The organism is Streptomyces sp. 5K101 (assembly GCF_046506645.1).
Taxonomy (GTDB): domain Bacteria; phylum Actinomycetota; class Actinomycetes; order Streptomycetales; family Streptomycetaceae; genus Streptomyces.
Window position 1 is genome coordinate 21389 of sequence record NZ_JBKFFO010000017.1, and the last position, 22102, is coordinate 43490.

21 protein-coding genes are annotated in these 22102 nt (G+C 70.2%); 12 read left to right on the plus strand and 9 right to left on the minus strand.

What is annotated here, in order from left to right:
* The first annotated feature begins 3 nt into the window (after positions 1-3).
* A complete protein-coding gene (locus ACLB9X_RS27280; protein WP_410363065.1) occupies positions 4-978 on the plus strand; it encodes an acyl-ACP desaturase in 975 nt (324 codons plus the stop codon).
* 114 nt (positions 979-1092) lie between these two features.
* Here the strand turns inward: ACLB9X_RS27280 and ACLB9X_RS27285 are convergent, their stop codons facing one another.
* The 6 genes from ACLB9X_RS27285 to ACLB9X_RS27310 all read right to left on the minus strand — a co-directional run bounded on the left by ACLB9X_RS27285 (position 1093) and on the right by ACLB9X_RS27310 (position 5823).
* Entirely contained in the window at positions 1093-1518 is a 426-nt protein-coding gene (locus tag ACLB9X_RS27285; RefSeq protein WP_410363066.1) for a carboxypeptidase-like regulatory domain-containing protein, read from the minus strand.
* 126 nt (positions 1519-1644) lie between these two features.
* A complete protein-coding gene (locus ACLB9X_RS27290) occupies positions 1645-3207 on the minus strand; it encodes a hypothetical protein (RefSeq protein WP_410363067.1) in 1563 nt (520 codons plus the stop codon).
* A 297-nt stretch (positions 3208-3504) separates the two neighbouring features.
* Positions 3505-3759 carry a WhiB family transcriptional regulator gene (locus tag ACLB9X_RS27295; protein WP_410363068.1) on the minus strand — a complete coding sequence of 85 codons (255 nt, stop codon included), beginning with the start codon at positions 3757-3759 and terminating at the stop codon, positions 3505-3507.
* A gap of 104 nt (positions 3760-3863) precedes the next feature.
* Positions 3864-4658, minus strand: coding sequence for a VOC family protein (locus ACLB9X_RS27300; RefSeq protein ID WP_410363069.1), 795 nt, complete (start codon positions 4656-4658; stop codon positions 3864-3866).
* A 183-nt stretch (positions 4659-4841) separates the two neighbouring features.
* Entirely contained in the window at positions 4842-5195 is a 354-nt protein-coding gene (locus ACLB9X_RS27305; RefSeq protein WP_410363070.1) for a hypothetical protein, read from the minus strand.
* 220 nt (positions 5196-5415) lie between these two features.
* Positions 5416-5823 carry a DUF6194 family protein gene (locus tag ACLB9X_RS27310; RefSeq protein ID WP_410363071.1) on the minus strand — a complete coding sequence of 136 codons (408 nt, stop codon included), beginning with the start codon at positions 5821-5823 and terminating at the stop codon, positions 5416-5418.
* On the opposite strand from ACLB9X_RS27310, the gene ACLB9X_RS27315 reads away from it, so the two are divergent.
* Positions 5822-6076, plus strand: coding sequence for a hypothetical protein (locus ACLB9X_RS27315; protein ID WP_410363142.1), 255 nt, complete (start codon positions 5822-5824; stop codon positions 6074-6076). The two genes, ACLB9X_RS27310 and ACLB9X_RS27315, sit on opposite strands and share 2 nt — an antisense overlap.
* 202 nt (positions 6077-6278) lie before the next feature.
* Here ACLB9X_RS27315 and ACLB9X_RS27320 read toward each other — a convergent pair whose 3' ends face one another.
* A complete protein-coding gene (locus ACLB9X_RS27320) occupies positions 6279-6584 on the minus strand; it encodes a hypothetical protein (protein ID WP_410363072.1) in 306 nt (101 codons plus the stop codon).
* Positions 6585-6865: 281 nt separating this feature from the next.
* On the opposite strand from ACLB9X_RS27320, the gene ACLB9X_RS27325 reads away from it, so the two are divergent.
* From ACLB9X_RS27325 to ACLB9X_RS27355, 7 genes are all read left to right on the plus strand, one after another.
* The gene (locus tag ACLB9X_RS27325; RefSeq protein ID WP_410363073.1) at positions 6866-8305 is read left to right on the plus strand and encodes an alkaline phosphatase PhoX; all 1440 of its coding nucleotides are present in this window, start codon (positions 6866-6868) and stop codon (positions 8303-8305) included.
* Positions 8306-8429: 124 nt separating this feature from the next.
* The gene (locus ACLB9X_RS27330; protein ID WP_410363074.1) at positions 8430-9008 is read left to right on the plus strand and encodes a carbonic anhydrase; all 579 of its coding nucleotides are present in this window, start codon (positions 8430-8432) and stop codon (positions 9006-9008) included.
* A gap of 7 nt (positions 9009-9015) precedes the next feature.
* Positions 9016-10470: a SulP family inorganic anion transporter gene (locus ACLB9X_RS27335; RefSeq protein WP_410363075.1), complete on the plus strand. Its 1455-nt coding sequence runs from the start codon at positions 9016-9018 to the stop codon at positions 10468-10470.
* 180 nt (positions 10471-10650) lie between these two features.
* A complete protein-coding gene (locus ACLB9X_RS27340) occupies positions 10651-11118 on the plus strand; it encodes a hypothetical protein (RefSeq protein WP_410363076.1) in 468 nt (155 codons plus the stop codon).
* Positions 11105-12739, plus strand: a complete 1635-nt coding sequence (locus tag ACLB9X_RS27345) for a sensor histidine kinase (protein ID WP_410363077.1) — start codon at positions 11105-11107, stop codon at positions 12737-12739. The genes ACLB9X_RS27340 and ACLB9X_RS27345 overlap by 14 nt, the downstream gene beginning before the upstream one ends.
* Positions 12736-13425, plus strand: a complete 690-nt coding sequence (locus ACLB9X_RS27350; RefSeq protein ID WP_410363078.1) for a response regulator transcription factor — start codon at positions 12736-12738, stop codon at positions 13423-13425. Before ACLB9X_RS27345 ends, ACLB9X_RS27350 begins: the two co-directional genes overlap by 4 nt.
* Positions 13426-13645: 220 nt before the next feature.
* Positions 13646-13987, plus strand: coding sequence for a hypothetical protein (locus ACLB9X_RS27355; RefSeq protein WP_410363143.1), 342 nt, complete (start codon positions 13646-13648; stop codon positions 13985-13987).
* 9 nt (positions 13988-13996) lie between these two features.
* On the opposite strand, the gene ACLB9X_RS27360 is transcribed toward ACLB9X_RS27355, so the two are convergent.
* Entirely contained in the window at positions 13997-14983 is a 987-nt protein-coding gene (locus ACLB9X_RS27360; protein WP_410363079.1) for a multicopper oxidase domain-containing protein, read from the minus strand.
* Between the two features lie 199 nt (positions 14984-15182).
* Between ACLB9X_RS27360 and ACLB9X_RS27365 the strand changes: the two genes are divergently transcribed.
* Both ACLB9X_RS27365 and ACLB9X_RS27370 read left to right on the plus strand, forming a co-directional pair.
* Positions 15183-17663 (plus strand): ThuA domain-containing protein, encoded by a 2481-nt coding sequence (locus ACLB9X_RS27365; protein ID WP_410363080.1) that lies wholly within the window; start codon positions 15183-15185, stop codon positions 17661-17663.
* A 17-nt stretch (positions 17664-17680) separates the two neighbouring features.
* Positions 17681-19870 carry an OmpL47-type beta-barrel domain-containing protein gene (locus tag ACLB9X_RS27370; RefSeq protein ID WP_410363081.1) on the plus strand — a complete coding sequence of 730 codons (2190 nt, stop codon included), beginning with the start codon at positions 17681-17683 and terminating at the stop codon, positions 19868-19870.
* Between the two features lie 75 nt (positions 19871-19945).
* Here the strand turns inward: ACLB9X_RS27370 and ligD are convergent, their stop codons facing one another.
* Entirely contained in the window at positions 19946-20959 is a 1014-nt protein-coding gene (gene ligD, locus ACLB9X_RS27375; RefSeq protein WP_410363082.1) for a non-homologous end-joining DNA ligase, read from the minus strand.
* 52 nt (positions 20960-21011) lie between these two features.
* Here ligD and ACLB9X_RS27380 point away from each other — a divergent pair, with 52 nt between their 5' ends.
* Positions 21012-22082 carry an ATP-dependent DNA ligase gene (locus ACLB9X_RS27380; RefSeq protein ID WP_410363083.1) on the plus strand — a complete coding sequence of 357 codons (1071 nt, stop codon included), beginning with the start codon at positions 21012-21014 and terminating at the stop codon, positions 22080-22082.
* Positions 22083-22102 lie beyond the last annotated feature (20 nt).

Consider the following 22102-nt stretch of genomic DNA (forward strand, 5'->3'; position numbering starts at 1 on the left):
CTCGTGACGATCACCTCTCCCCACCTCGGCAGTTCGGAAGCGTGGACCGACGCCCGGCTGCTGTACGCGCTCGAAGAGGTCGTGGAGAAGGAGCTCAATCGCCACCTCAAGGTCGCCAAGGACTGGATGCCGCACGAGTACGTGCCCTTCGGCGACGGCCGGAACTTCCCCGGCTTCTTCGAGGACGGGGAGGCCTGGGAGCCGGACCAGTCCAAGGTCACCGACATCGGTCGGATCGCGCTGGTGGTGAACCTGCTGACCGAGGACAACCTCCCCAGCTACCACCACGAGATCGCCACCCTCTTCGGCCGCGACGGGGCATGGGGCACCTGGGTGCACCGCTGGACCGCGGAGGAGGGCCGGCACGGCATCGTCATGCGCGACTACCTGCTCACCTCGCGCGCGGTCGACCCGGACAAGCTGGAGCAGTTCCGCATGGCGCACATGGCGGAGGGCTTCGAGTCGGACAACCGCCACTCGATGCTGCACTCCGTCGCCTACGTCGCCTTCCAGGAGCTCGCGACCCGCGTCTCGCACCGCAACACCGGCCACCAGTCGGGCGACCCCGTCTGCGACCGGATGCTGGCGCGTATCGCGACCGACGAGAACCTGCACATGGTCTTCTACCGCAACCTGCTGAGCGCGGCCTTCGAGATCGCCCCCGACCTGACCATGCAGGCTGTCCGCGACGTCGTGGTCAACTTCCGGATGCCCGGACACGGCATGCCCGGCTTCGAGCGCGCGGCCGCGCAGATGGCGATCGGCGAGATCTACAACCTGCGCATCCACCACGACGACGTCCTCCAGCCGGTGCTCCGCTTCCTGAAGATCATGGAGATCGACGGCCTGGGTCCCGAGGGCCTCAAGGCCCAGGAGGAGCTCGGCCTGTACATGGGCGGGCTGGACTCCGAGGCGCGGAAGTTCGACGAGAAGCTCGCGGCCCGCAAGGCCCGCATGGCGGCCCGCGCCGGCAGGTGACGCCGGGGGCGGCCGGCCCGGGCGCGCGGGCCCGGTCCCACCACGCGCTCTCCCCCGGAACCGCGGCGCCAGAGGCCCGCGGTTCGACCGGATCACACGGTGTCCTGCGCCCCGTCAGCGCAGACCTGTGTCGCACCTGACCGTCACGTCCGCGTACATGCCGGGACGCACGGTGACGTCGATCGGCTTGCAGACCGCCGTTCCGGCAACCTCGGCTGTCACGGTGTACTCGCTGGGGCGCAAAGTGACCCGGAAGCGGCCGTCCTGCCCCGCGCGCGCCGTCGCGGCAACGTCGTCCGTGGTGCGGTCGCGTATGTGCACGGTCGCCTTGGTCGGTTCGCCCCGGCAGTCGTCCTGGCGCTGCTCCGGGGCTCCCTCGACGGGGCACACCGGCCACAGGACGACGACACCCGCCACGCCCGACCGGGCGCCCCTCGGCCCGGTGCCCGGGTCCTGGTGCGGCGAGTCCTCGCAGGAGGCGAGTGCCGCCATCGTGATCAGCGATGCGGCGGCGGGCACGGTCAGGAGACGGGAACGCACAGTGCTCCTCCTCGACCTCCACTGTAGGAGCGCCTGTGCCACCCGCCGCGGCTGACGGGCAAGAGCAAAGGCGGAGGGGCGACACAGCGCCCCTCCGCCTCGCATGGCGGTCCGGTCTCTTTTCGCCTAGCAGTAACCGAGACGTCCGATCCGCGACCCCCACATGGTCGTGCTCACGTGCCGCTCGTTCACGAGCCAGGCACGCTGGCCGACCGGACAGCCGCTGACGGCGACAGGATCGATGGTGACCGCCGAGTAGTCGCCCCAGCGCTCGACGGCGGCCGACGACGGGTTGTAGGGGCCGGCCGCCACCGCGAAGGTCACGCCTCCCGTGACGGTCGTGGGATCGGTCGCGAACCGTCCGCTGCCCTTGGCCGCGGCGTGGTGCTGGCCGGAGCCCACCACGTCGGTCGACGACCAGGTGAAGAACATGCGTCCGATGGGGTTGGCGGCGGTGCCGCCGACCGGGGAGCCGGCCACCGCGGGGTTGAAGTCGTCCGAGTCGGACGTCTCGAAGACGAACCCGGACGCGGTCAGGGCGTTGGTACTGGTGTTGATCTGGTACCACTTCGGCCTCGGGCGCGAGGAGACCGCGATGGTGTGGACGTTGAGCAGCTGGTTGCCGATCTGTGTGCTGGCGTTCTGGAAACGGGCGTCCAGCGTGTCGAGCCGGTCGGGGACTCCGGGCTGGCGCGCGTCCGGAGGCAGGGCGTACGCCGGCACCGGCACATTCACCGGCGCGGCGATGCTCGCGTTGCTCCGGCCCAGGCCCGTGGCCCGGAACAGCCTCAGGGCACCGGAGGGGCTGGCCGCAAGGAGGACGGCATTGGCGTTGTTGTCCTCCACGATGGGAGGGGCCACCGTACCCACCGCCCCCAGGTTGAAGTACGGGAACGTGGTGGCGCGCCCGTTGTAGAGGTCCGCCTTGGCGAAGGCCAGCGCACGCGTACGGAGGTAGGCGGTGAGCGACGCGTTGAAGACGTTGCCCGTGATGATCACGGCGTCCTGGTCCAGGCCCAGCTGTGGGAAGTCGAAGAAGTCGGTGCCCTCCGGGAGGTCGAACCTGTAGCGGAAGTACGAGCCGGTCGGGTCGGATGTCGTGGACACGGCGACGAAGACGTACTGGACCGAGGGGTTGCTCGGCTCGGGGAGCGCCTCGGCGACGATGACCCATCGGTTCCACTTCTTGTCGTAGACGACGCGTGGATCGAAGATCAACGTCGTCGTGTAGCTGAAGAAGCTGGCGAACGTCACGGTTACCACGTTGGCACCGTTGGACTTGTTGAAGATGCCGATGCCCGCGCCGTTGGTGACCTCCACGAAGTGGTTCAGGCCGACGGCGCCGTGCGGGTCCGGGGGCCGGACGCCGGTGCTGCCCTGGTCGAGGCCCTCGAAGCCGAATTGACCCGCGGGCGGCGCCAAGGGCGCGGATGACCGTGCGCCGCCGACGCTCGGGCGCTGCAGCGCAGGAAGCTCTCGGGCCGTGGCACGCAACGCTTCCGCGTCGGTGGGGAGCGGCCCCGGGGGCTGACGTCGGTCCCCGGACTCGGCGTGTCCCCTGGGCGTCACGGCCTTCGCCGCGGGCAGCCGGATGTGGTCGGTGGCCACCACGGCGTCCCCGTGGTCCCGCGCCTGGGCGCTCGGAGACGTCGCGGGCATGCCGAAGCCCAGCGTGAGTGCGACCAGCACAAGTGGCAGGACTCGACGGACACTTCGTCTGGTCGTCAAGATGACCCTCTTTCCCTGATGCCAGCCGCAAGGCCGATGTCGGAAATCCCGGGCCATCATGGAGAGGGTGTGCAGTCGGCCGACGTACCGGAAGGCCGGGACACGCCGAACATCACCTGTATGCCGCGCGCAACGGGAAACGCGCTCCTGGGACGCCGCTCCGCCGCCGTACGGGATCGAGGCCCGCGGCCGGCACCGGGCGTCCGGCGAACATGCTGAGCACGTGGAAAGCGCTGTGCGTCGTGGAGGGTGATTCAGCTAGCCGGCCTGGTCGCGGGTCCGCCGGAGCCGGAGCCGTTCCTTCTCCGAGAGGCCGCCCCACACCCCGAATCGCTCGTCGTGCGTCAGCGCGTACTCCAGGCACGCCACCCGCCCCTCGCACGCGCCGCACAGCTGCTTCGCCTCGCGGGTGGAGGAGCCGGGGGCCGGGAAGAAGAACTCCGGGCCCGCCTGGGCGCACAGGGCCGTCTCCTGCCAGGCCAGTTCCGGGTCGGTGATGGTGTTGATCGCCATGCGCATCACCCTGCCCCGTGGTGATAAACAGCCGATCAATGACGCGTCAACGGCCCCCGCTCCCCCTGCTTTCGGCCCCGCAGCACCGTGAACCGCGCACCCCGCTACCCCTGCTCCCGGCCCCGCAGCACCGCGAACCGCGCTCCCGCCGGGTCCGCGAGCCGGGCGAAGCGGCCCACGCCCTCCATCGTGGCCGGGGGCATCCTGATCTCGCCGCCGAGTTCCTGGGCCGTGGTCACGGCCGCGTCGCAGTCGGTGACCTCGAAGTACGGCAGCCAGAACGGGCCCAGGTCCTTCTCCGACGGGTCCGCCGTCAGCGGTACGGCTCCGGCGAACGCCGCCTCCGGGTCCGAGCCGCCCGGGCGGATCAGGGTGTAGTCGCCGCTGCCGTCCGGGAGCGGCATCGTGGACGTCTCCCACCCGAGGACGGTGGAGTAGAAGGCGAGCGCGGAGTCCGGCTCGGGGGTGTACAACTCGAGCCAGCACAGCGTGCCGGGGTCGCCCACGACGTCAAGTCCCTTGTTCTTCCGCGGCTGCCAGGCGGAGAAGCCGGCGCCCGACGGGTCACTGAAGACCGCCATACGGCCCTGGTCGAAGACGTCCATCGGCTCGTACGCCACCGTGCCGCCGTTGCCCTCGACCGCCTCGGCCGTCGCGTCGAGGTCCGGTGTCTGGAAGTAGACGCTCCAGCCGGCGGGCGCCTGGTCGGCGGGGACGGTCATGCCGGCGGCCACGGTCCTGCCGTCGAGGCGGAACATGCCGTAGCCGCCCGCGTCCGGTCCCGCGGATGCGAACTCCCAGCCGAACAGCCTGCCGTAGAAGAAGGCGGCGGCATCGAGGTCGGGGGTGCCGAGGTCGATCCAGTTCGGCGAACCGGTGACGTAGGCGGTGCTGAGCATGTCCCTCCTTCGCGGCCCCCGGCGACGGTCCTGCGACCGCGGTCCGTGCCGAGTCTGCTACCGAACCGCGCCGGACGCACGCAGTTCCGGCTCCCCGGCGATTCGCGCCGGGCACAAGCGTGTTGCTCGCATCACCAGGCGCTGCCCCCGCTCCCCCGTGTCTGGAACGCACCTCGCCGTCCGTCAGTCCCACAACTCGTACGTCACCTCGGGCGGCAGGTACTCGGGCCTGTTGTCGGGGAAGGTGAGGCGGAGCTGCCCGTACCGCTGCTGATCGGGGTTCCTCTCCCACACCTCCGGGCGCTCGAACCTGACGTCCACGGGGTACGAGTGGAACGTGCCCGCGGCGCAGTCGGGCTTGCAGTCGTTGACCGCGTTCAGGCCGGTGGCCACGGCGGACGTCGGCCCCCACGACGACCAGTTGAGTTCGGTCAGCACACTGTTGCCGTCCCCGCAGGCGATCAGGAACTCGCTCGGGCGCACCTGCCCCTCCATGAAGCAGTCCACGGCCACGACCTGGTCAGCGGGCTGTGCCACCACGGTGGGGGACGCCGAGGCGGTTGCCGGTACAAGGCCCGCTGCGAGCGACGTCGCGGCAAAGATCACGGCCGCGGTCCTCAGCTTTCGTCTCTGCATGTCTGATCCCAGCCGTCTCTCCCCGAGTCACCTGACTCCCTCTACCGCCCAGCGTGCTCCCGACCCCCTTCGAACGGCTGCTCCTTTATCGACGCTACGACGGCACCGGGGGGCCCACCACTCAGGCACCCCGAGCGCGTCGCTCATGGCGTGAGCGTGCGAGGTGATGGGCCGCACGCAGCAGCTCACGGGTTACCGCTTCGGTGCGCTCGCCCGGGTTCACCACTGCCAGCCAGCCGGCGGTGCCGTAGACGGGGTGCGCGATCACGGTGTCGGTGGCGCTGGGGTCGACATCGGCGGAGGCCGGCTCGCGTGGCGCGTGACCGGTCCACTGGACGAACGCTTCCTTGCCGGCGGCGACGTTCACGCGGAAGGTGTCCGGCCGGTCCAGCCGCGATGCCTCGTCGCCCGGACAGTTCTTGGTCGCGACAGTCGCGAACGGCTGGGCCGTCGTCGGGGTGGCGCCGTCGGGTGCGTAGTAGAAGAATATTCGCACCGCTGATGTCGCGCGGCGCGCCGGGTACTTCATTCAGCAAGTCCGCAATCTTGAGCGCGACGTTGTGCTTCCGCCTGCGACGCGCACGGCCACGGGGTACCGGATCTACGGAGAGGTACATCTGCAGTCCGCACTGGCCTACCGAGCTCTCGCCGCGGGTACGGGGCCGGTTGAGGCCAAGAAGATCATTCGGGCCTTCCCCCGGTTTCCTGCCTCGCAGGCGCTTGCCCTTCTCGACGCGGCGCACGGATACCGCATCACGCCCCTTCGGGCCCTCATGCCTTGAGTTGCGGCGCACCCGCCGATCGGAGGATGTCGCCTCGGCACTGGCTGCCAGGGACGCCGGCATCGCTGCTCGGTCCAAAGCCCTTCTCGACGGCGCCGCCGCATTCAGTGCTGTGCTCTCCCTCCACGGGCACACGGCCTGATCACCGGGCCGTCAGGCTCGTCGCGGCCATGACGCGTGGCTGTGACGGTCGCATGCCGGTTCACTGCGACGAACGGCGCGCAGGGCGCAGAAACGCGACCAAGGCCGCTATCCCGAGGACGACGAAGCCGAATGCGCTCGTTACGCCGGCTTCGAACGGTGGGCCGGAGATTGCCACGAGGACCGTCGAACCGGATGTCGTGGTCATCTCGCAGCCCTGATCGGTAATCGACGCACTGCTCGCAGCGGGGTGCAGTGCCCCGTCCAGGCACTGCTTCGCCTTGTACTGCGTCGCCGCCGCCCAGACCGTCAGGCCGCCGCAGGCGAGCGTGCCCAGGGACAGTGTGCTGCGGGCAGGGAATCGCATGACAGATGGTCCTTTCTCCCGGCCCGAGTGATACGCGGGGCCGCTGATCGTGCTGATCACCGCCATCATGCACCGGGTCCGACGCAGACCATGACGCCGCCTTCGTACCCCTGGTCGGCGCGGAGGCGGGCGCCTGTCGCGCAGATGAGAAACATGAGAACAGCACCTTCATGACTTCTTCTTGACTTCCGCTGAGGTTCTTCCCGGCTGGTGAACATGGCGGAGCGTCGGCCTCCAAGGCCTGGCCGACATTCCGCTCACCACTCCGCCCGGGAGACGAGATGCCACTGAACCGCAGGCAAATGCCGAGCCGATCGGCGCTGGCCGGCGCCGGGATCATGCTCGTCGGCAGCATGGAGGCGCTGCTCGCGGCCCCCGGCGCCATGGCCGACACGGCCGCGACCGGCGGTGCTGTCGGCTACGGCCCGCTGGTCGCGGACCCCAAGGGCATCCTCGCCCTGCCCGAGGGCTTCTCCTACCGGATCCTGCCCCGGACCGGCGTCACCACGCTGGAGTCCGGCCAGACCACGCCGAGCAACCACGACGGCACGGGCGCGTTCTCGGCCGGCGGCGATGACGACGACGCCGTGACCCTGCTGGTGAACAACCACGACATCGACGACCCGCTGAGCGCGGCCGACGACCCGGTGCCGCATCTGGACGGCCTGGTCTACGACCCGGCGGCGGCCGGCGGCTGCACGGTCGTCGAGGTGGCCGACGACTCCGTGCGCGAGTGGGTCGGCATCGCCGGCACCTCCACCAACTGCGCGGGTGGCGTCACCCCGTGGGACACCTGGCTCACCTGCGAGGAGACCGAGGACAAGGCCGGCGTCAACGGCATGACCAAGGACCACGGGTACGTCTTCGAGGTCGACCCGGAGCACGGCAGCGCGGCCAACCTGAACCCCAAGCCGATCAAGGCCCTCGGCCGCTACGCCCACGAGGCGGTCGTGGTCGACTCCTACCGCGGCCACCTCTACCTCACCGAGGACGCCTCCAAGCCCAACGGCCTGCTCTACCGCTGGACCCCGCCGGTCGGTTTCACGCACGGCCCCGGCAAGCTGCGCGCTCTGGCCGACAACGCGGGCGTGCTGGATGCGATGAAGTGCTTCGACTCCGCCGGCCTGTACGTCGACGACCTGTCCCGCGCCACGCAGGTCGGCACGGTCTACCGCGTGAACTGGGTGAAGGTGCCCGACCGGGACGCCGTGACCACGTCCGTGCGCAAGCAGTTCCTGGCCGGTGAGATCACCCGCTCCCGCAAGCTCGAGGGCATGTGGTGGGGCGACGGCGGCGCGTACTTCGTCTCCAGCTACGCCCGCACCGAGAGCCCGGGCACCCCGCACGACGGCCAGGTGTGGTTCTACGACCCGCGCGGCGGCACCATCACCCTCAAGGTCCTGCTGGCCGTCAACACCGACCCCTCGCAGGACGGCGCCTACGACGGCCCGGACAACATCACCGTCTCCCCGTTCGGCGGCCTGGTCATCGCCGAGGACGGCGACGGCGTCTCCCACCTCTTCGGTGCCACCGCCGACGGCCGGACCTACCCCATCGCCCGCAACGAGCTGAACGTCGGTACCGCGGAGGCCCCGGAGTGCAGCGAGTTCGCCGGCGTCACCTTCTCCGCGGACGGCAAGACGCTGTTCGCCAACATCCAGGACCCCGGCATCCTGCTCGCCATCACCGGCCCGTGGTCGGGCGACGACGGCGACGACTAGTTCTGCCGGTTCCCCTCCCCTCAGATTCCGTCCCCCACGGTTCCACCGGTTCGACGGCAGTGGCTCAACGACGAGCCACTGCCCGCCCCTTGCCAGTGATGCCTCTCCTCACGAGGAAGCTGACATGAAAACCCTCATCGCACACGCACGCACCTTCGCCCACTCCCAGGGCGCCGAACTGGGCAGGCTCGCCGCGGGGCAGTCGCCGTACGCCCTCTTCGTCACCTGCTCCGACTCCCGGGTCATCCCCTCGCTCATCACCGGTGCCCGCCCCGGTGAGCTCTTCGAGCTGCGTACGGCGGGAAACATCGTCCCGGCGTACGACGCCGGCCCCACCTCCGAGGCCGCGACGATCGAGTACGCCGTCGAGGTGCTCGGTGTCTCCGACATCGTGGTCTGCGGGCACTCCCACTGCGGCGCGGTCGGCGCGCTGGTACGCGGTGACGACCTGTCGGCCGCACCCGCGGTGCGCGACTGGCTCGGCCACGCCGCCCGGCAGCCGGCCGGCGCGCAGGACGACCCGCAGGTCGCCGAGGCGGTCCAGCACCACGTCCTGGCACAGGTGCTCCGGCTGCAGTCGTACCCGTGCGTGGAGAGCCGCCTCCGGGACGAGCGGCTGCGGGTCCACGCCTGGTTCTACGAGGTCCACACCGGCGGCGTGCTGGCGTACCGGGCCGAATCCGACTCCTTCGAGAAGCTGTGAGTGACCGATGAACACCAGATATCTGAAGCAGGACTTCGCCTCCTCTGTCGTCGTGTTCCTGGTCGCCCTTCCGCTGTGCGTCGGCGTGGCGGTCGCCTCCGGGGTGCCGGCCGAACTCGGCATCGTCACCGGCATCGTCGGCGGTCTCGTCACGGGCATGCTGCCGGGCAGCAGCCTCCAGGTGTCGGGCCCGGCCGCCGGTCTGACCGTGCTGTGCTTCGAGGCCGTGCACGAGCACGGGCTCGGCGCGCTCGGCGTGATCGTGCTGTCCACGGGTCTGCTGCAGCTCGGCATGGGCGCGCTGCGCTGGGGGCGCTGGTTCCGGGCCATCTCCGTCGCCGTGGTCGAGGGCATGCTCGCCGGAATCGGCTTGGTACTCATCGCCGGCCAGCTGTACGCGATGACGCACAGCAAGGCTCCGTCGTCCGGCATCGACAAGATCGCCGGGCTTCCGGAGATGCTCGTCGACTCCCTGCACTCCTCCTCGGCAGTGGTCTCGCTGCTGCTGGGCGTCGGCACCATCGCCGTCCTGGTGCTGTGGCCCAAGCTGCCGAAGAAGGTGCGCCTCGTGCCCGGCCCGCTCGCGGCCGTCGCGCTTGCCACCGTCGCCTCGCCGGCCTTCGCGCTCCCGGTCACCAAGGTGACCGTGGAAGGCCTGTTCTCGGTGATCCAGCCGCCCGCACCCTCCGCGTTCGCGGGGCTGGCGGACATCGGGTTGGTGACCACGATCCTGGCCTTCACGCTGATCGCTTCGGCGGAGAGCCTGTTCAGCGCGGCCGCCGTGGACCGACTGCACGACGGCCCGCGTACCGACTACGACAAGGAGCTGATGGCCCAGGGCGTGGGCAACACGGTCTGCGGCGTGCTCGGCGCCCTGCCGATGACCGCGGTGATCGTGCGCAGCGCGGCCAACGTCCAGGCGGGAGCCCGGACGAAGGCCTCCCGGGTCATGCACGGCGCCTGGCTGCTGCTGTTCGCGGCGCTGTTCCCGGCCGCGCTGGGCGTCATCCCGATTCCGGCGCTCGCGGCGGTCCTGGTGTATTCCGGCTTCAAGCTGATCCCCGTGAAGGGTCTCGTCGCCCTGTGGCGCGGGCACCGCGGTGAGGCCGTGATCCTCATCGTCACCGCGGTGTCCATCGTCGCGATCAGCATGTTCGAGGGCGTTCTGATCGGCCTCGCGCTCGCCGTGATCAAGACGGCCTGGGAGGCGTCCCACGTCAAGCTGGAGATCGTCGACAAGGGGGCGGGCCCGGTGCAGGCCCACCTGAGCGGCAACGCGACCTTCCTGCGGCTGCCGAAAATCCTCGACGCCCTGGAGGCCATCCCGCAGGACCGCACCGTCGAGCTCAACCTGTCCCAGGTGCACCATCTCGACCACGCCTGCCGTACGGCCCTGGAGAACTGGGCGGAGCGGCACGGAGCGGCTGACACCGCGTCGGCCAAGCTCATCATGGCCGCCTGAACGGGACGCGGGGGCGGCCCACGGGTGCCGCCCCCGCACACACATCGGCGCATCGCCCACACACAAAGTTCAAGAGCAGGTCATGCGCCCTGCAAGCCGCCGCCGGACCCCGCTGATACTTCTTCAAGCCGGGTCCGATGGCGCACCCCCGCCCCAGAACACCGAGGAGGTCGTACCCGCGTGACCCGCAGCCAGCGTCTCGCCACCCTCGCGGCCGGCGCGATTCTGCTCGTCGCAATCCCCGTCGCCAGTGCCCAGCAGGCACCGCCTCCCGATCTCGGCGAGCCCGTCGTCGTCGGCCGCACCGATCCCGGCCCCACGATCAGTTCCGCGCCGTCCTCGAACTCCCGGGCGAGGGAGCGGACCCCGACCCGCCCACCGTCCCCCAGCGCGACGGAACACCCCTCGGCCCGTGTGGGGGACGCAGACGACGCCGAAGACGCCACTGCCAGCGGCACCCGGCACGACAGGGCGGACACCGACCGGACGGACACCGCGCAGCCGGTGGCACCCAAGTCCCCCGCTGGTACGGAGACCGACGCCGACCCGACTTCCGCGTCGACGCCCGACGCGACGGCCGGGTCCGCAACACCGAGCGCCCCCGTGTCCGACGACGAAGACGACGATGACGACGGTGGGGACGGCTGAGACGACGATGACGCCGGTGGGGACGGCCGAGACGACGATGACGCCGGTGGGGACGGCCGAGACGACGATGACGCCGGTGGGGACGGCCGAGACGACGATGACGCCGGTGGGGACGGCCGAGACGACGACGGCGGGGCGGATGACCGGGCCCGCGCCGCCGAGGCAGGCCGTCGGCGTGCCGGGGCGCTACTCGCTCCGGTCGATCCGCGTACGCCTGCTCGGGCGGATGCTGGTGCTCGTCGGACTCACCCTGGCGAGCCTCACCGGCGCGGAGTCGTTCATCCTCACGGCTCGCCTGAACGAACGCGTCGACCGCGAACTCGCCCACGACATCGAGGCGTTCCGCTCCTTCGCGACCGAGGCCGCGACCGCAGGCAGTGCGGGGCGGGCCCCCGGCGGAGTCAGTGCGCTCTTCGTCTCCTATCTGGAGGGTTACATACCGGAGCACGGCCAGACTCTGGTCACCCTGGTCGACGGAGAGCCGTATCGCCGCTCCGCCGAAGAGCCGCCGGCCCGCCTGGACACCGACCGCGCGCTGATGACCCGGGCCGCCGCGGTCCGCTCGCCCTCCTACGGCGACGCGAGGACCCCGGCGGGCTCCGTTCGGTTCGTGGCCGTGCCCGTCGCGGTGGCGGGCGACTCCGCGCGGGGCGTGCTCGTCATCGCCACCTTCACCCAGCAGGAGCGCGACCACATCAACGACTCGATCCGCATCCAGATCTATCTCGGCCTCGGCACCATGCTGCTCTCCGCGTGCGTCGGCTGGATCTTCGCGAGCCGTATCGTCGCGCCGCTGCGGCTGCTGCGGGACACCGCCCGCTCCATCCACGAGTCGGACATCACCCGCCGCATCCCCGTCCAGGACCGGGACGAGATCAACCAGTTGGCGGGCACCTTCAACGACATGCTCGACCGTCTGGACGACGCCTTCGCCACCAAGCGGCAGTTCATGGATGACGTGGGTCACGAACTGCGCACCCCCATCACCATCGTGCTCAGCCAGCTGGAGACGCTCCCCGACGCTCCGGGTGACCGCGCCCCGACGGTCGCGGTCATCACCGACGAACTGCACCGCATGCACCGCATGGCGGAGGAACTCCTGGTGCTGGCCAAGGCACGCCGCCCGGACGCCCTGCGCCCCGAGGACCTCAGCCTTGCCGAACTGATCGAGGAGGTGTACGTCAAGGCCGCCGCTCTGGCCGAACGCCGCTGGCTCCTCGACTTCACGGACAACCCGCACCGCGACACCCTCCACGCCGACCGCCAGCTCCTCACCCAGGCCATGATCCAACTCGCCCAGAACGCCGCTCAGCACACCGAGGAACACGGCCGGATCTGGATCGGCGGACGGGCCGGAGCGGACAGGGTCGAACTATGGGTCAAGGACACCGGCCCCGGCATCCGGCTCGCCGACCAGCAACGCATCTTCGAGCGATTCGTCCGCGCCGAGGAGAGCCGCGGCAGAACCGGAGCGGGCCTCGGACTCGCCATCGTCAAGGCCATAGCCGAGGCGCACCACGGCGAGATCCGGCTGGACAGCTCTCCCGGCCGGGGGGCGACCTTCACCCTGCGCATCCCCTATGTCACGCACGCCCTGCACGGCGGCCCCCACAGACCATGAGCCGCACCAGACAGCCCCGCCGCCACCTCCTCATCGCCGAGGACGAGGCCCACATAGCCTCCTACCTCTCGGAACGCTTCACCGCCCAGGGCTTTCGCACCACCGTCGTCACCGACGGGGAGACGGCCCGGCGCGCGGCCATGTCGGGCAGATACGACTTGATGGTCCTGGACATCGGCCTGCCCGGCGAGAACGGATTCACCGTCGTGTCCCGCCTCCGCGCCGCGTCCAGCGCCCTGCCGATCATCATCCTCACGGCCCGGGACACCGTCGCCGACACGGTGACGGGTCTCGAGGGCGGCGCCGACGACTACATGACCAAGCCCTTCAGCTTCGAGGAACTCCTCGCCCGGGTCCGCCTGCGGCTACGCCTGCGCGCAACCGACAGCTCCGTCCTGCGAGGTGCCGGAATCGCTCTGGAGACCCGCACCCGCCAGGCATATGTCGACGGCCGGATCATCCAGCTCAGCGCCCGAGAGACCGCCCTGCTCGAACACCTCATGCGCAACGTCGGCAGCGTGCTCAGCCGCGAGGACCTGCTCTCCGACGTTTGGGGGTACGAGGCGTCGGAGGGCTCCAACATCGTCGACGTGTACGTCCGTTACCTCCGCCGCAAGCTGGGCGCCTCCAGGATCACCACCGTCCGGGGACAGGGCTACCGCCTGGAGGGCGACGACCACGCGTGACGGGACAGGGACACGACGGTTTCCCTGCCGGATTGCCCGACGTACGGGTGGAGCGAGGTGGCGGCCGCCCGCACATGCGGGTTGGCCCTCCTCATTTGGAGCTACGGACCGGGCCGGTCGCGACCCCGTGTGACACGCTCGCCCTCCGTTTCACGGCCGCCGGCCAGATCGCCGTGAGACACCAGTGGCCGTGAGCCGCCCGCCCTCGTCCCGCCGTGCCATGCTGGGCCACCGGAATCAGCAGCACACGCGTGGGGAGAGTCCAGTGGCCGCCAGGCACTACCGCGCTGACAGCGAGAACGGCGACCACGTCGACGACCCGTCCGAGGACGCCCTGTTCCTGCTGATCGACGACCTCAACGACACGGACAACACCTTTGTCGTCATCCAACCCGACCAGGACGACCCCACCTGGTTCGCTTCTGTCGCCGTCCTGGCGAACGGCGGATACGAGATCGTCCGCCGCGACAGCACCCGCCACCAACACGACGTCGTCGTCGCGACCAGCACGGACCACATCGCGGGCGACCTCACCAAGTGGCTGGCCGCCCGCGCCTCCTGACGCACGACCCTAGTGGGCATGCCCTCCCTCGGACGCCGGGTGGTGCGGCTCGTGGCCCGGGATCGTGCCGTCCGCCTTCGCGACGAGGAACAGTCCCGCCATGCCCATGTCCGAGTGGCTCTGGACGTGGCAGTGGTACATCCACACACCCGCGCCGACGCCTTCGCCCGCGATCACCTGGAAGCCGAACGAGTCCGCAGGGCCCGTGATCTTGTTGTCGATTACCGGGCTGACGTCGTCGGGGCCCGACAGCAGGCCCGTCCTGTTGTCCGCCCAGCGGTGACCGTGCAGGTGGAACGTGTGGTAGTACTCGCCGTGCGTGATCATGATGATCTCGACGCGGTCGCCCAGCGTGGCAAGGAAGTCGGGCGGGTCGGACGCAGGCCGGTTGTTGATCGTCATGTCGTTGAAGACGATCGTGAACTGCTTGTCCGGCAGGAGGTCGCCCTTCCTGCGCACCACCAGCGGCCCGTAGAGGCCCTTGCGGATGCCGCCCGTGCCGTGGTCGGTGCCCACGACGTGGTCGTGGTAGTGCCAGTAGCCCGCGCTGCCCGGCCGCCAGGTGCCGTCGGCGCGCCGGCCAGGGGCGTGGGTGCGCCAGGTGTAGGTGCGGGTGGCACCCGGTTCGACGTGGCTCCGGCTCATCCTCGTGCCGTCGTTGTTGATGTCGTAGTCGACACCGTGCGGGTGCAGGCTGACGGGGACGTCCATCAGGTTCTCGAACTCGATGTGGAGCGTGTCGCCCTCGTTCAGTTCGATCAGCGGACCGGGGACGGTCGCCTTGCCCTTCTCCAGGCCGTATCCCATCCGACCGTCCGCCAGTTTCTCGGCGTACAGCTTGAGATGGCGTACCAGGCCGCCTGCCGGGGCAGTCTTCGGTGACGCCGACGCGGCGGGGCTCGCCTGGGAGGCCGGGGCGAGGGACAACGATGTCATGCCTGCGGCCGCGGCCGCCCCGCCCGCGAGCATGCGCCGGTTGAAGCTGCGTCTGTCCATGCCGAACTCTCCAGTCGTAGGCGGAGATTGACGGGGCGCGGCCGGCGCCCCCGGGGACGGCCATACGGTAGCGGGAGCACCTCTGTTTATCCACAGTCAGGACAAAGTTCGGTCTTTGGCGGTCATACCTATTGGCGAACCACGAAAAGAGGTCTAGCTTCAACGGCTGTTGTTGTGACCACAGAGGGGTGGGTGACCCATGCAGCGCGCACCACATCACCGGTCGAGATCCCGAAGAGGGCTGTTGACGGCGGCACTTGGCGTCGGAGCCCTGACCGCTTCCCTCCTCGGCGGCAATGCCGCTTCGGCCAGCCCGTACCCGGAGCCACCGCCGACAACGTTGTCCCTCCCCTCGCCGCCGGGGGGCGCGAACGTGAGGGTGCTGGTCTTCCACGCCTCGGCGACCCAGGAGTCGCCGACCGTGAACGCCGGCATCGCCGCGATCGAGACGATCGGGCAGACCGGCCCCACGGCGGGCCGGTTCCGGACGGTGGCGACGGACGACGCCTCGATGTTCACCGACGCCAGGCGGCTCGGCCGGTTCAACGCGGTCGTGTTCCTGACCGGCGGCGGGGATGTGCTGGACCCGGAGCAGGAGGCCGGACTCGAGTCGTACCTGGAGGCGGGCGGTGGATTCGTCGGCATCCACGACGCCGCGCGCACCGAGCCGTACTCGGACTGGTTCACCGGGCTGATCGGCGCCCGGCCGGCAGGGGCGGCGAGCAGCACCCAGCGGGCGGTCGTCGAGGTCGGCGACCGTCAGCATCCGGCCACCCGGTCCCTGCCGCTCAACTGGAAGCGGCCCGACCGGTGGTTCAACTGGGCGCAGAACCCTTCGGGAACGGTCCACACGGTGGCCCGCCTCAAGGAGAGCTCGTACACCCCGGCGGCGAACCCCAACGGCTGGGACCACCCGATCTCCTGGTGCCGTGACTACGACGGCGGCCGGTCCTTCTACACCGGCATGGGCGGTACGGCCGACAGCTTCTCCGAGACCGACTTCCGCGACCACCTGCGCGGCGCGCTCGCCTGGACGACGCGGCTCTCGCAGGCCGACTGCAAGGCCACGATCAACGCCAACTACACGGCCGAGCGCGTCACCAAGCCCAACCAGCCCGGCCAGAACGACCAGATCGGCGAACCGCACGGTCTCGTCGTCGCCCCCGACGGCCGGGTGCTCTACATCGGCCGCGGCGGCGCCGACGCGAGCGTGCCCGTCGTCCGGGACTGGAACAACCCCGACATCGGCAAGGGCAACGGCGAGATCCACGTCTACGACCCCACGACCGGGAAGGTCACCAAGGCGGGCGCGCTGACGGTCTTCGGCAACAAGGGCGGCGGCGACGAACTGGTCAAGAACGAGGAAGGGCTGCTCGGCATCGAGCTCGACCCCGACTTCATGACCAACGGCTGGGTGTACCTGCACTACACGCCCCACTCGCGGATCAACCGCGACACCCACATGGGCGAGCGGCGCGTCTCCCGCTTCACGCTCGACCTCGCGACGAACAAGCTGGACCTGGCGAGCGAGAAGGTGCTGCTCAGCTGGCCGGTGCAGATCCACAGCTGCTGCCATGCGGGCGGCGGCATGTCCTGGGACTCCAAGGGCAACCTCTACATCGCCACCGGTGACACCAACTCCTCCGGCTTCAGCAGCGGTTACTCGGGCAACAACCCGGAGCCGAACTACAAGGGCGTGTCGTTCGCCGACGCGCGCCGCACCGCCGGCAACACCAACAACCTCAACGGCAAGATCCTGCGGATCCACCCCGAGGACGACGGTACGTACACCCTCCCCGAGGGCAACCTGTTCACGGGCAAGGAGACGGCCGAGGGCGGCGGCAAGACGCGCGGCGAGATCTACGTGATGGGCGTGCGCAACCCGGCGCGGATCTTCGTCGACAAGAAGACGGACATCCTCTACGCGGGCTGGGTCGGCCCGGACGCGGGCGCGCCGTCCACGACATGGGGTCCGGCCAAGTACGACACGTTCGCCGCCATCACCAAGGCGGGCAACCACGGCTGGCCGTACTGCATGGGCAACAAGCAGCCCTACCGCGACCGGAACCTGCCGGACCCGAGCGTGCCGCTCGGCTGGTACGACTGCGACGCCCCGAAGAACGAGTCGCCCAACAACGACGGCCTCGTGAACCTGCCGCCCGTCACGTCCAACACCATCTGGTACTCGCCGCAGGGCGGCGGCGTGGACTACCCGCGCGACGCGAACGGCGTCCCGAGCTACCAGCAGGAGGAGCAGAAGCTGCTGCTTCCGTGGCTCAGGGGCGGCGGCCAGGCGACGATGAACGGCCCGGTCTACCGCTACGACGCGGCGAGCGACTCGACGGTCAAGTGGCCGTCGTACTGGGACGGCAAGTGGTTCGTCGGCGACTTCTACGACGGCGACCAGCCGCGGCACGCGGTACTGACCGACCCGCGGACCGTGGGCCAGGGCGGGCTCCCGGTGCACGCCGAGTCGCTGAAGAAGATCGTCCCGGTCGGAACGGGCGGCATCCGCAACCTGATGGACTGGAAGTTCGCCCCGGACGGATCGCTGTACGTGCTCGACTACGGGCGCGGCTTCTTCACGTCCGACTCCAACTCCGCGCTGTGGCGCGTGACCTACAAGGGCGGCGGGGCGACCCCGGCCGCGGACCAGCTGGCGAGGAAGGCGGCGCAGTGAGAGCACGGCGCTCATCGATGAGACTCTGGACGACCCTGCTCGCCGCGGTGGCCATGGTGCTCGGCCTGACGTCGGCGGTGGCCTACGGCAGGACCGACGACGACCGGGTGACCGCGGCGGCCCAGGTGCTGACCTGGACGGCCGGCGACCCCACCGACCGCTACCTCTCCTTCCCCACCACGGCGGTGGCGGGACCGACGACGATCCTCTTCGAGAACAGCGCGGCCACCGGCAACACGACCGGCATGCCGCACACCCTGACGTTCGACGTGTCCGACCCCGAGTACAACAACGACGTACCGCTGAACATCCTGGCGAACCCGAACGACGACATGGGCGGCCGGCACACGGCCGAGGTGACGCTGACGCCGGGCCGCTACCTCTTCAAGTGCACGATCCCCGGCCACAGCCTGATGCAGGGCATCCTGACCGTGACCGAGGGCGGCGGTGCGGACACCACCGCCCCCGAGACCACGGTGAAGGTCGACGGCGACAGGAACGCCGACGGCGCGTACATCGGCCAGGCCACCGTGACGGTGGGCGCGACCGACGCGGGCTCGGGCGTGGAGCGGATCGAGTACGCGCTCGGTGCCGACGGCCCGTGGCAGCCGTACACCGCCCCGGTGGTCGTCGGCCAGGTGGGCACTCACAAGGTGCGTTACCGGGCGACCGACAAGGCCGGGAACACGGCCGCCGAGAAGGCGGTCGACTTCTCCGTCGTCGCCCCGCCGAACGACGACACCACCGCACCGGACACCTCGGCCACCGTCAGCGGCGACAAGGACGCACAGGGCCGTTACGTGGGCATGGCCACGGTCACCGTGACCGCGTCCGACGCCGGTTCGGGCGTCAACACGATCGAGTACGCGCTCGGTGCCGACGGCGCCTGGCAGCCGTACACGGCGCCGGTGATGGTCCACGAGACGGGCACCCACACGGTGCGTTTCCGGGCCACCGACAAGGCGGGCAACGCGGCCGCCGAGAAGGCGGTCGGCTTCACCGTCGTCGCCCCGCCGAACGACGACACCACGGCACCGGAGACCTCGGCCACCGTCAGCGGCGACAAGAACTCCGACGGCGCGTACATCGGCCGCGCCGAGGTGGCTCTGTCGGCGACGGACGCCGGGTCGGGTGTGGAGCGGATCGAGTACTCGCTCGACAGCGGCCCCTACCTCGCGTACACCGCTCCCGTGATCGTCGACCGGGTCGGCTACCACACGGTGCTGTACCGGGCGACGGACAAGGCGGGGAACACGTCCGGGGCGAAGAGCGTCGCGTTCTCGGTGGCCGAGGGCGGCGGCGTGCCGGCGCCCACCTGTCCCGAGCACGACGAGCGGCTGACGGTGATCGTCGGCACGGTGGACACCGGCATCCCCAACCGGATGACGGGCAGCCGCTGCACGATCAACGAGCTGATCGAGGACGAGAAGGACTGGTCCTCGCACGCGCTGTTCCTCAAGCACGTGGACGGGGTGATCGACCGGCTGCTGGCGGACGGCGTCATCGACGCGCGCGAGCACCGGACGATCTACCGGGCGGCCAAGGAGTCGGGCATCGGCAAGCCCGGCCGGACGACCGGCTACCGCCAGCTCTTCGACGGCACCGAGGAGACCTTCTCGAAGTGGCAGCACGTCGGCGGCGGCAGGTTCGGGCTCGGTGCCGACGGCGCCATGACCAGCAGCACCACGGTGCCGGGCATGGGCATGCTGTGGTATCCGCAGCGGCAGTACGGCGACTTCTCGCTGAAGCTCCAGTGGCGGGACGACGCGCCGGGCTCCAGCAACGCCAACGGCGGTGTCTTCGTCCGCTTCCCATGGGTCCACGACAACCCGGAGGAGTCGCGTCCGGAGTGGGTCGCCATCAAGTACGGCCACGAGGTGCAGATCCTGGACCGGCCGGACGGCGACATGTACAAGTCCGGTTCGATCTACGGCTTCGACCGTGTGGGCCTCGGCGGCGCCGGGGTCACCCCCAAGGGCACCTGGAACGACTACGAGATCAGGGTGGAGGGCCAGCACTACTCGGTGTTCCGCAACGGCAAGCTGATCAACGAGTTCGACAACACCGGGGGCCAGGTCTTCGAGCCGCCGCGCTCCGACGACCCGGGCACCGACGGCCGGCGCTACGCCTCCGGGTACGTCGGGCTCCAGGTCCACGGCACCACGGACGTGATCTCCTACCGCGACATCAGGATCAAGGAGCTGTAGCCCTCACCGGGCAGTGAGCGGCGGCCCTCCCCCGGGACACCGGAGGGGGCCGCCGTCGCCGTGCGGCGGGACGGGTCAGTCGGCCGCCTTCTTCGCCCGGCTGGGCTGGACGCGCTTCGGCTCCCCCGGCATCTTCGGGTACTCCGGCGGGTACGGCAGGTCGCCGAGCCCGTGGTCGGCCTCGTCCTTGCGGGCGAGTTCCAGCAGGGTCTCCAGGCTGAACCGGTGGTCGTCCATGTCCGCGTGGACGTCACCGACCTCGGCGAAGCGGCCGGGCATCGTCTTGATGTCGAAGTCCTCGGGGCGCGCGTCGTCGAGCTCCTCCCAGCGCAGCGGGGCGGAGACGGGGGCGTTCGGGCGGGGACGCACCGAGTAGGCGGAGGCGATGGTGCGGTCCCTGGCGGTCTGGTTGTAGTCGACGAAGATGCGCCGGCCGCGTTCCTCCTTCCACCACTTGATCGTCACGCGGTCCGGCATGCGGCGCTCCAGCTGCCGGCCGCAGGCGATCGCGGCACGCCGGACCTGCGTGAAGGTCCAGCGGGGCTCGATCGGCACGAAGACGTGGACGCCGCGGCCGCCCGACGTCTTGGGCCAGCCGCGCAGGCCCGCCTCGTCGAGGACGGCGCGCAGTTCGTGGGCGGCGCGTACGGCGTCGTCGTAGTCGGTGCCCGGCTGCGGATCGAGGTCGATGCGCAGCTCGTCGGGGTGGTCGGTGTCGTCGCGGCGTACCGGCCACGGGTGGAAGGTGACGGCGCCCAGGTTGGCGGCCCAGATGACGGCGGCGGGTTCGTCCGGGCACATCTCGTCCGCGGAACGTCCGGACGGGAACGTGATGTGGGCGGTGGGGATCCAGTCGGGCAGGTACTTGGGGACACGCTTCTGGAAGAACGACTCGCCCGTCACTCCGTCGGGGTAGCGCTCCAGCGTCGTGGGGCGGCTGCGCAGGGCCCGGGTGATGCCCTCGCCGACGGCGAGGTAGTAGGTGACCATGTCCAGCTTGGTCCAGCCGCGCTCGGGGAAGTACACCTTGTCGGGATTGGACACCCGGACGGTGCGCTCCCCCACCTCCAGTTCCACCGCTCCAGCCATGCCCGCCAGCGTAGGCCGTGCCGAGTGGGGCCGCATGCCGGAGAATCGGGCCATGGACCTGCCCGTGATGCCGCCCGTGAAGCCGATGCTGGCCAAGTCCGTGACGAAGATCCCGCCCGGAATGCAGTACGAGGCGAAGTGGGACGGCTTCCGGGCGATCGTCCACCGTGACGGCGACGAGGTCGTCATCGGCTCGCGCACCGGCAAGCCGCTGACGCGGTACTTCCCGGAGCTTGCCGCCCGGTTCCTCGAGCTGCTGCCGGAGCGCTGCGTCGTCGACGGCGAGATCGTCATCGCGCACGAGGGCCGCCTGGACTTCGACCGTCTCACCGAGCGCATCCACCCGGCCGACTCCCGAGTCCGCATGCTCGCCGAGCGCACCCCGGCGAGCTTCGTCGCCTTCGACGTGCTCGCGCTCGGCGACGAGTCGCTGCTCGACGCACCGCTCAAGGCGCGCCGCGAGAAGCTGGAGGAGGCCCTCTCGGGGGTTCGCCCGCCGGTGCACCTGGCGCCGTCCACGACGGATGTGGCGCTGGCCGAGGAGTGGTTCGAGCAGTACGAGGGCGCCGGGCTCGACGGGATCGTCGCCAAGCCGCTGGACCTGCCGTACCGGCCGGACACGCGGCTGATGTACAAGATCAAGCACGAGCGGACCGCGGACGTGGTGGTAGCCGGCTACCGCTTCCACAAGAGCGGCCCGGTAGTCGGTTCGCTCCTGCTCGGGCTGTACGACGACTCGGGGGCGCTCCAGCACGTCGGCGTATGCGCCGCGTTCTCCATGAAGAAGCGCGAGGAGCTGGTCGAGGAGCTGGAGCCGCTGCGGATGCAGGACGTGTCGGAGCATCCGTGGGCGCGCTGGGCGGAGGAGGCGGCGCACGAGAGCGCGCGGCTGCCGGGCGCGCCGAGCCGCTGGTCGGGCAAGAAGGACCTGTCATGGGTGGCGCTGCGGCCCGAGCGGGTGGTGGAGGTGGCGTACGACCACATGGAGGGCGACCGTTTCCGCCACACGGCGCAGTTCCGGCGGTGGCGGCCCGACCGGGAGCCCGCCGGCTGCACCTACGAGCAGCTGGAGGAGCCGGTGCGGTACGACCTGGACGAGGTGCTGTCGGCCCCCGGTCGGTGAACAGGGGCCGTCGCGCGATG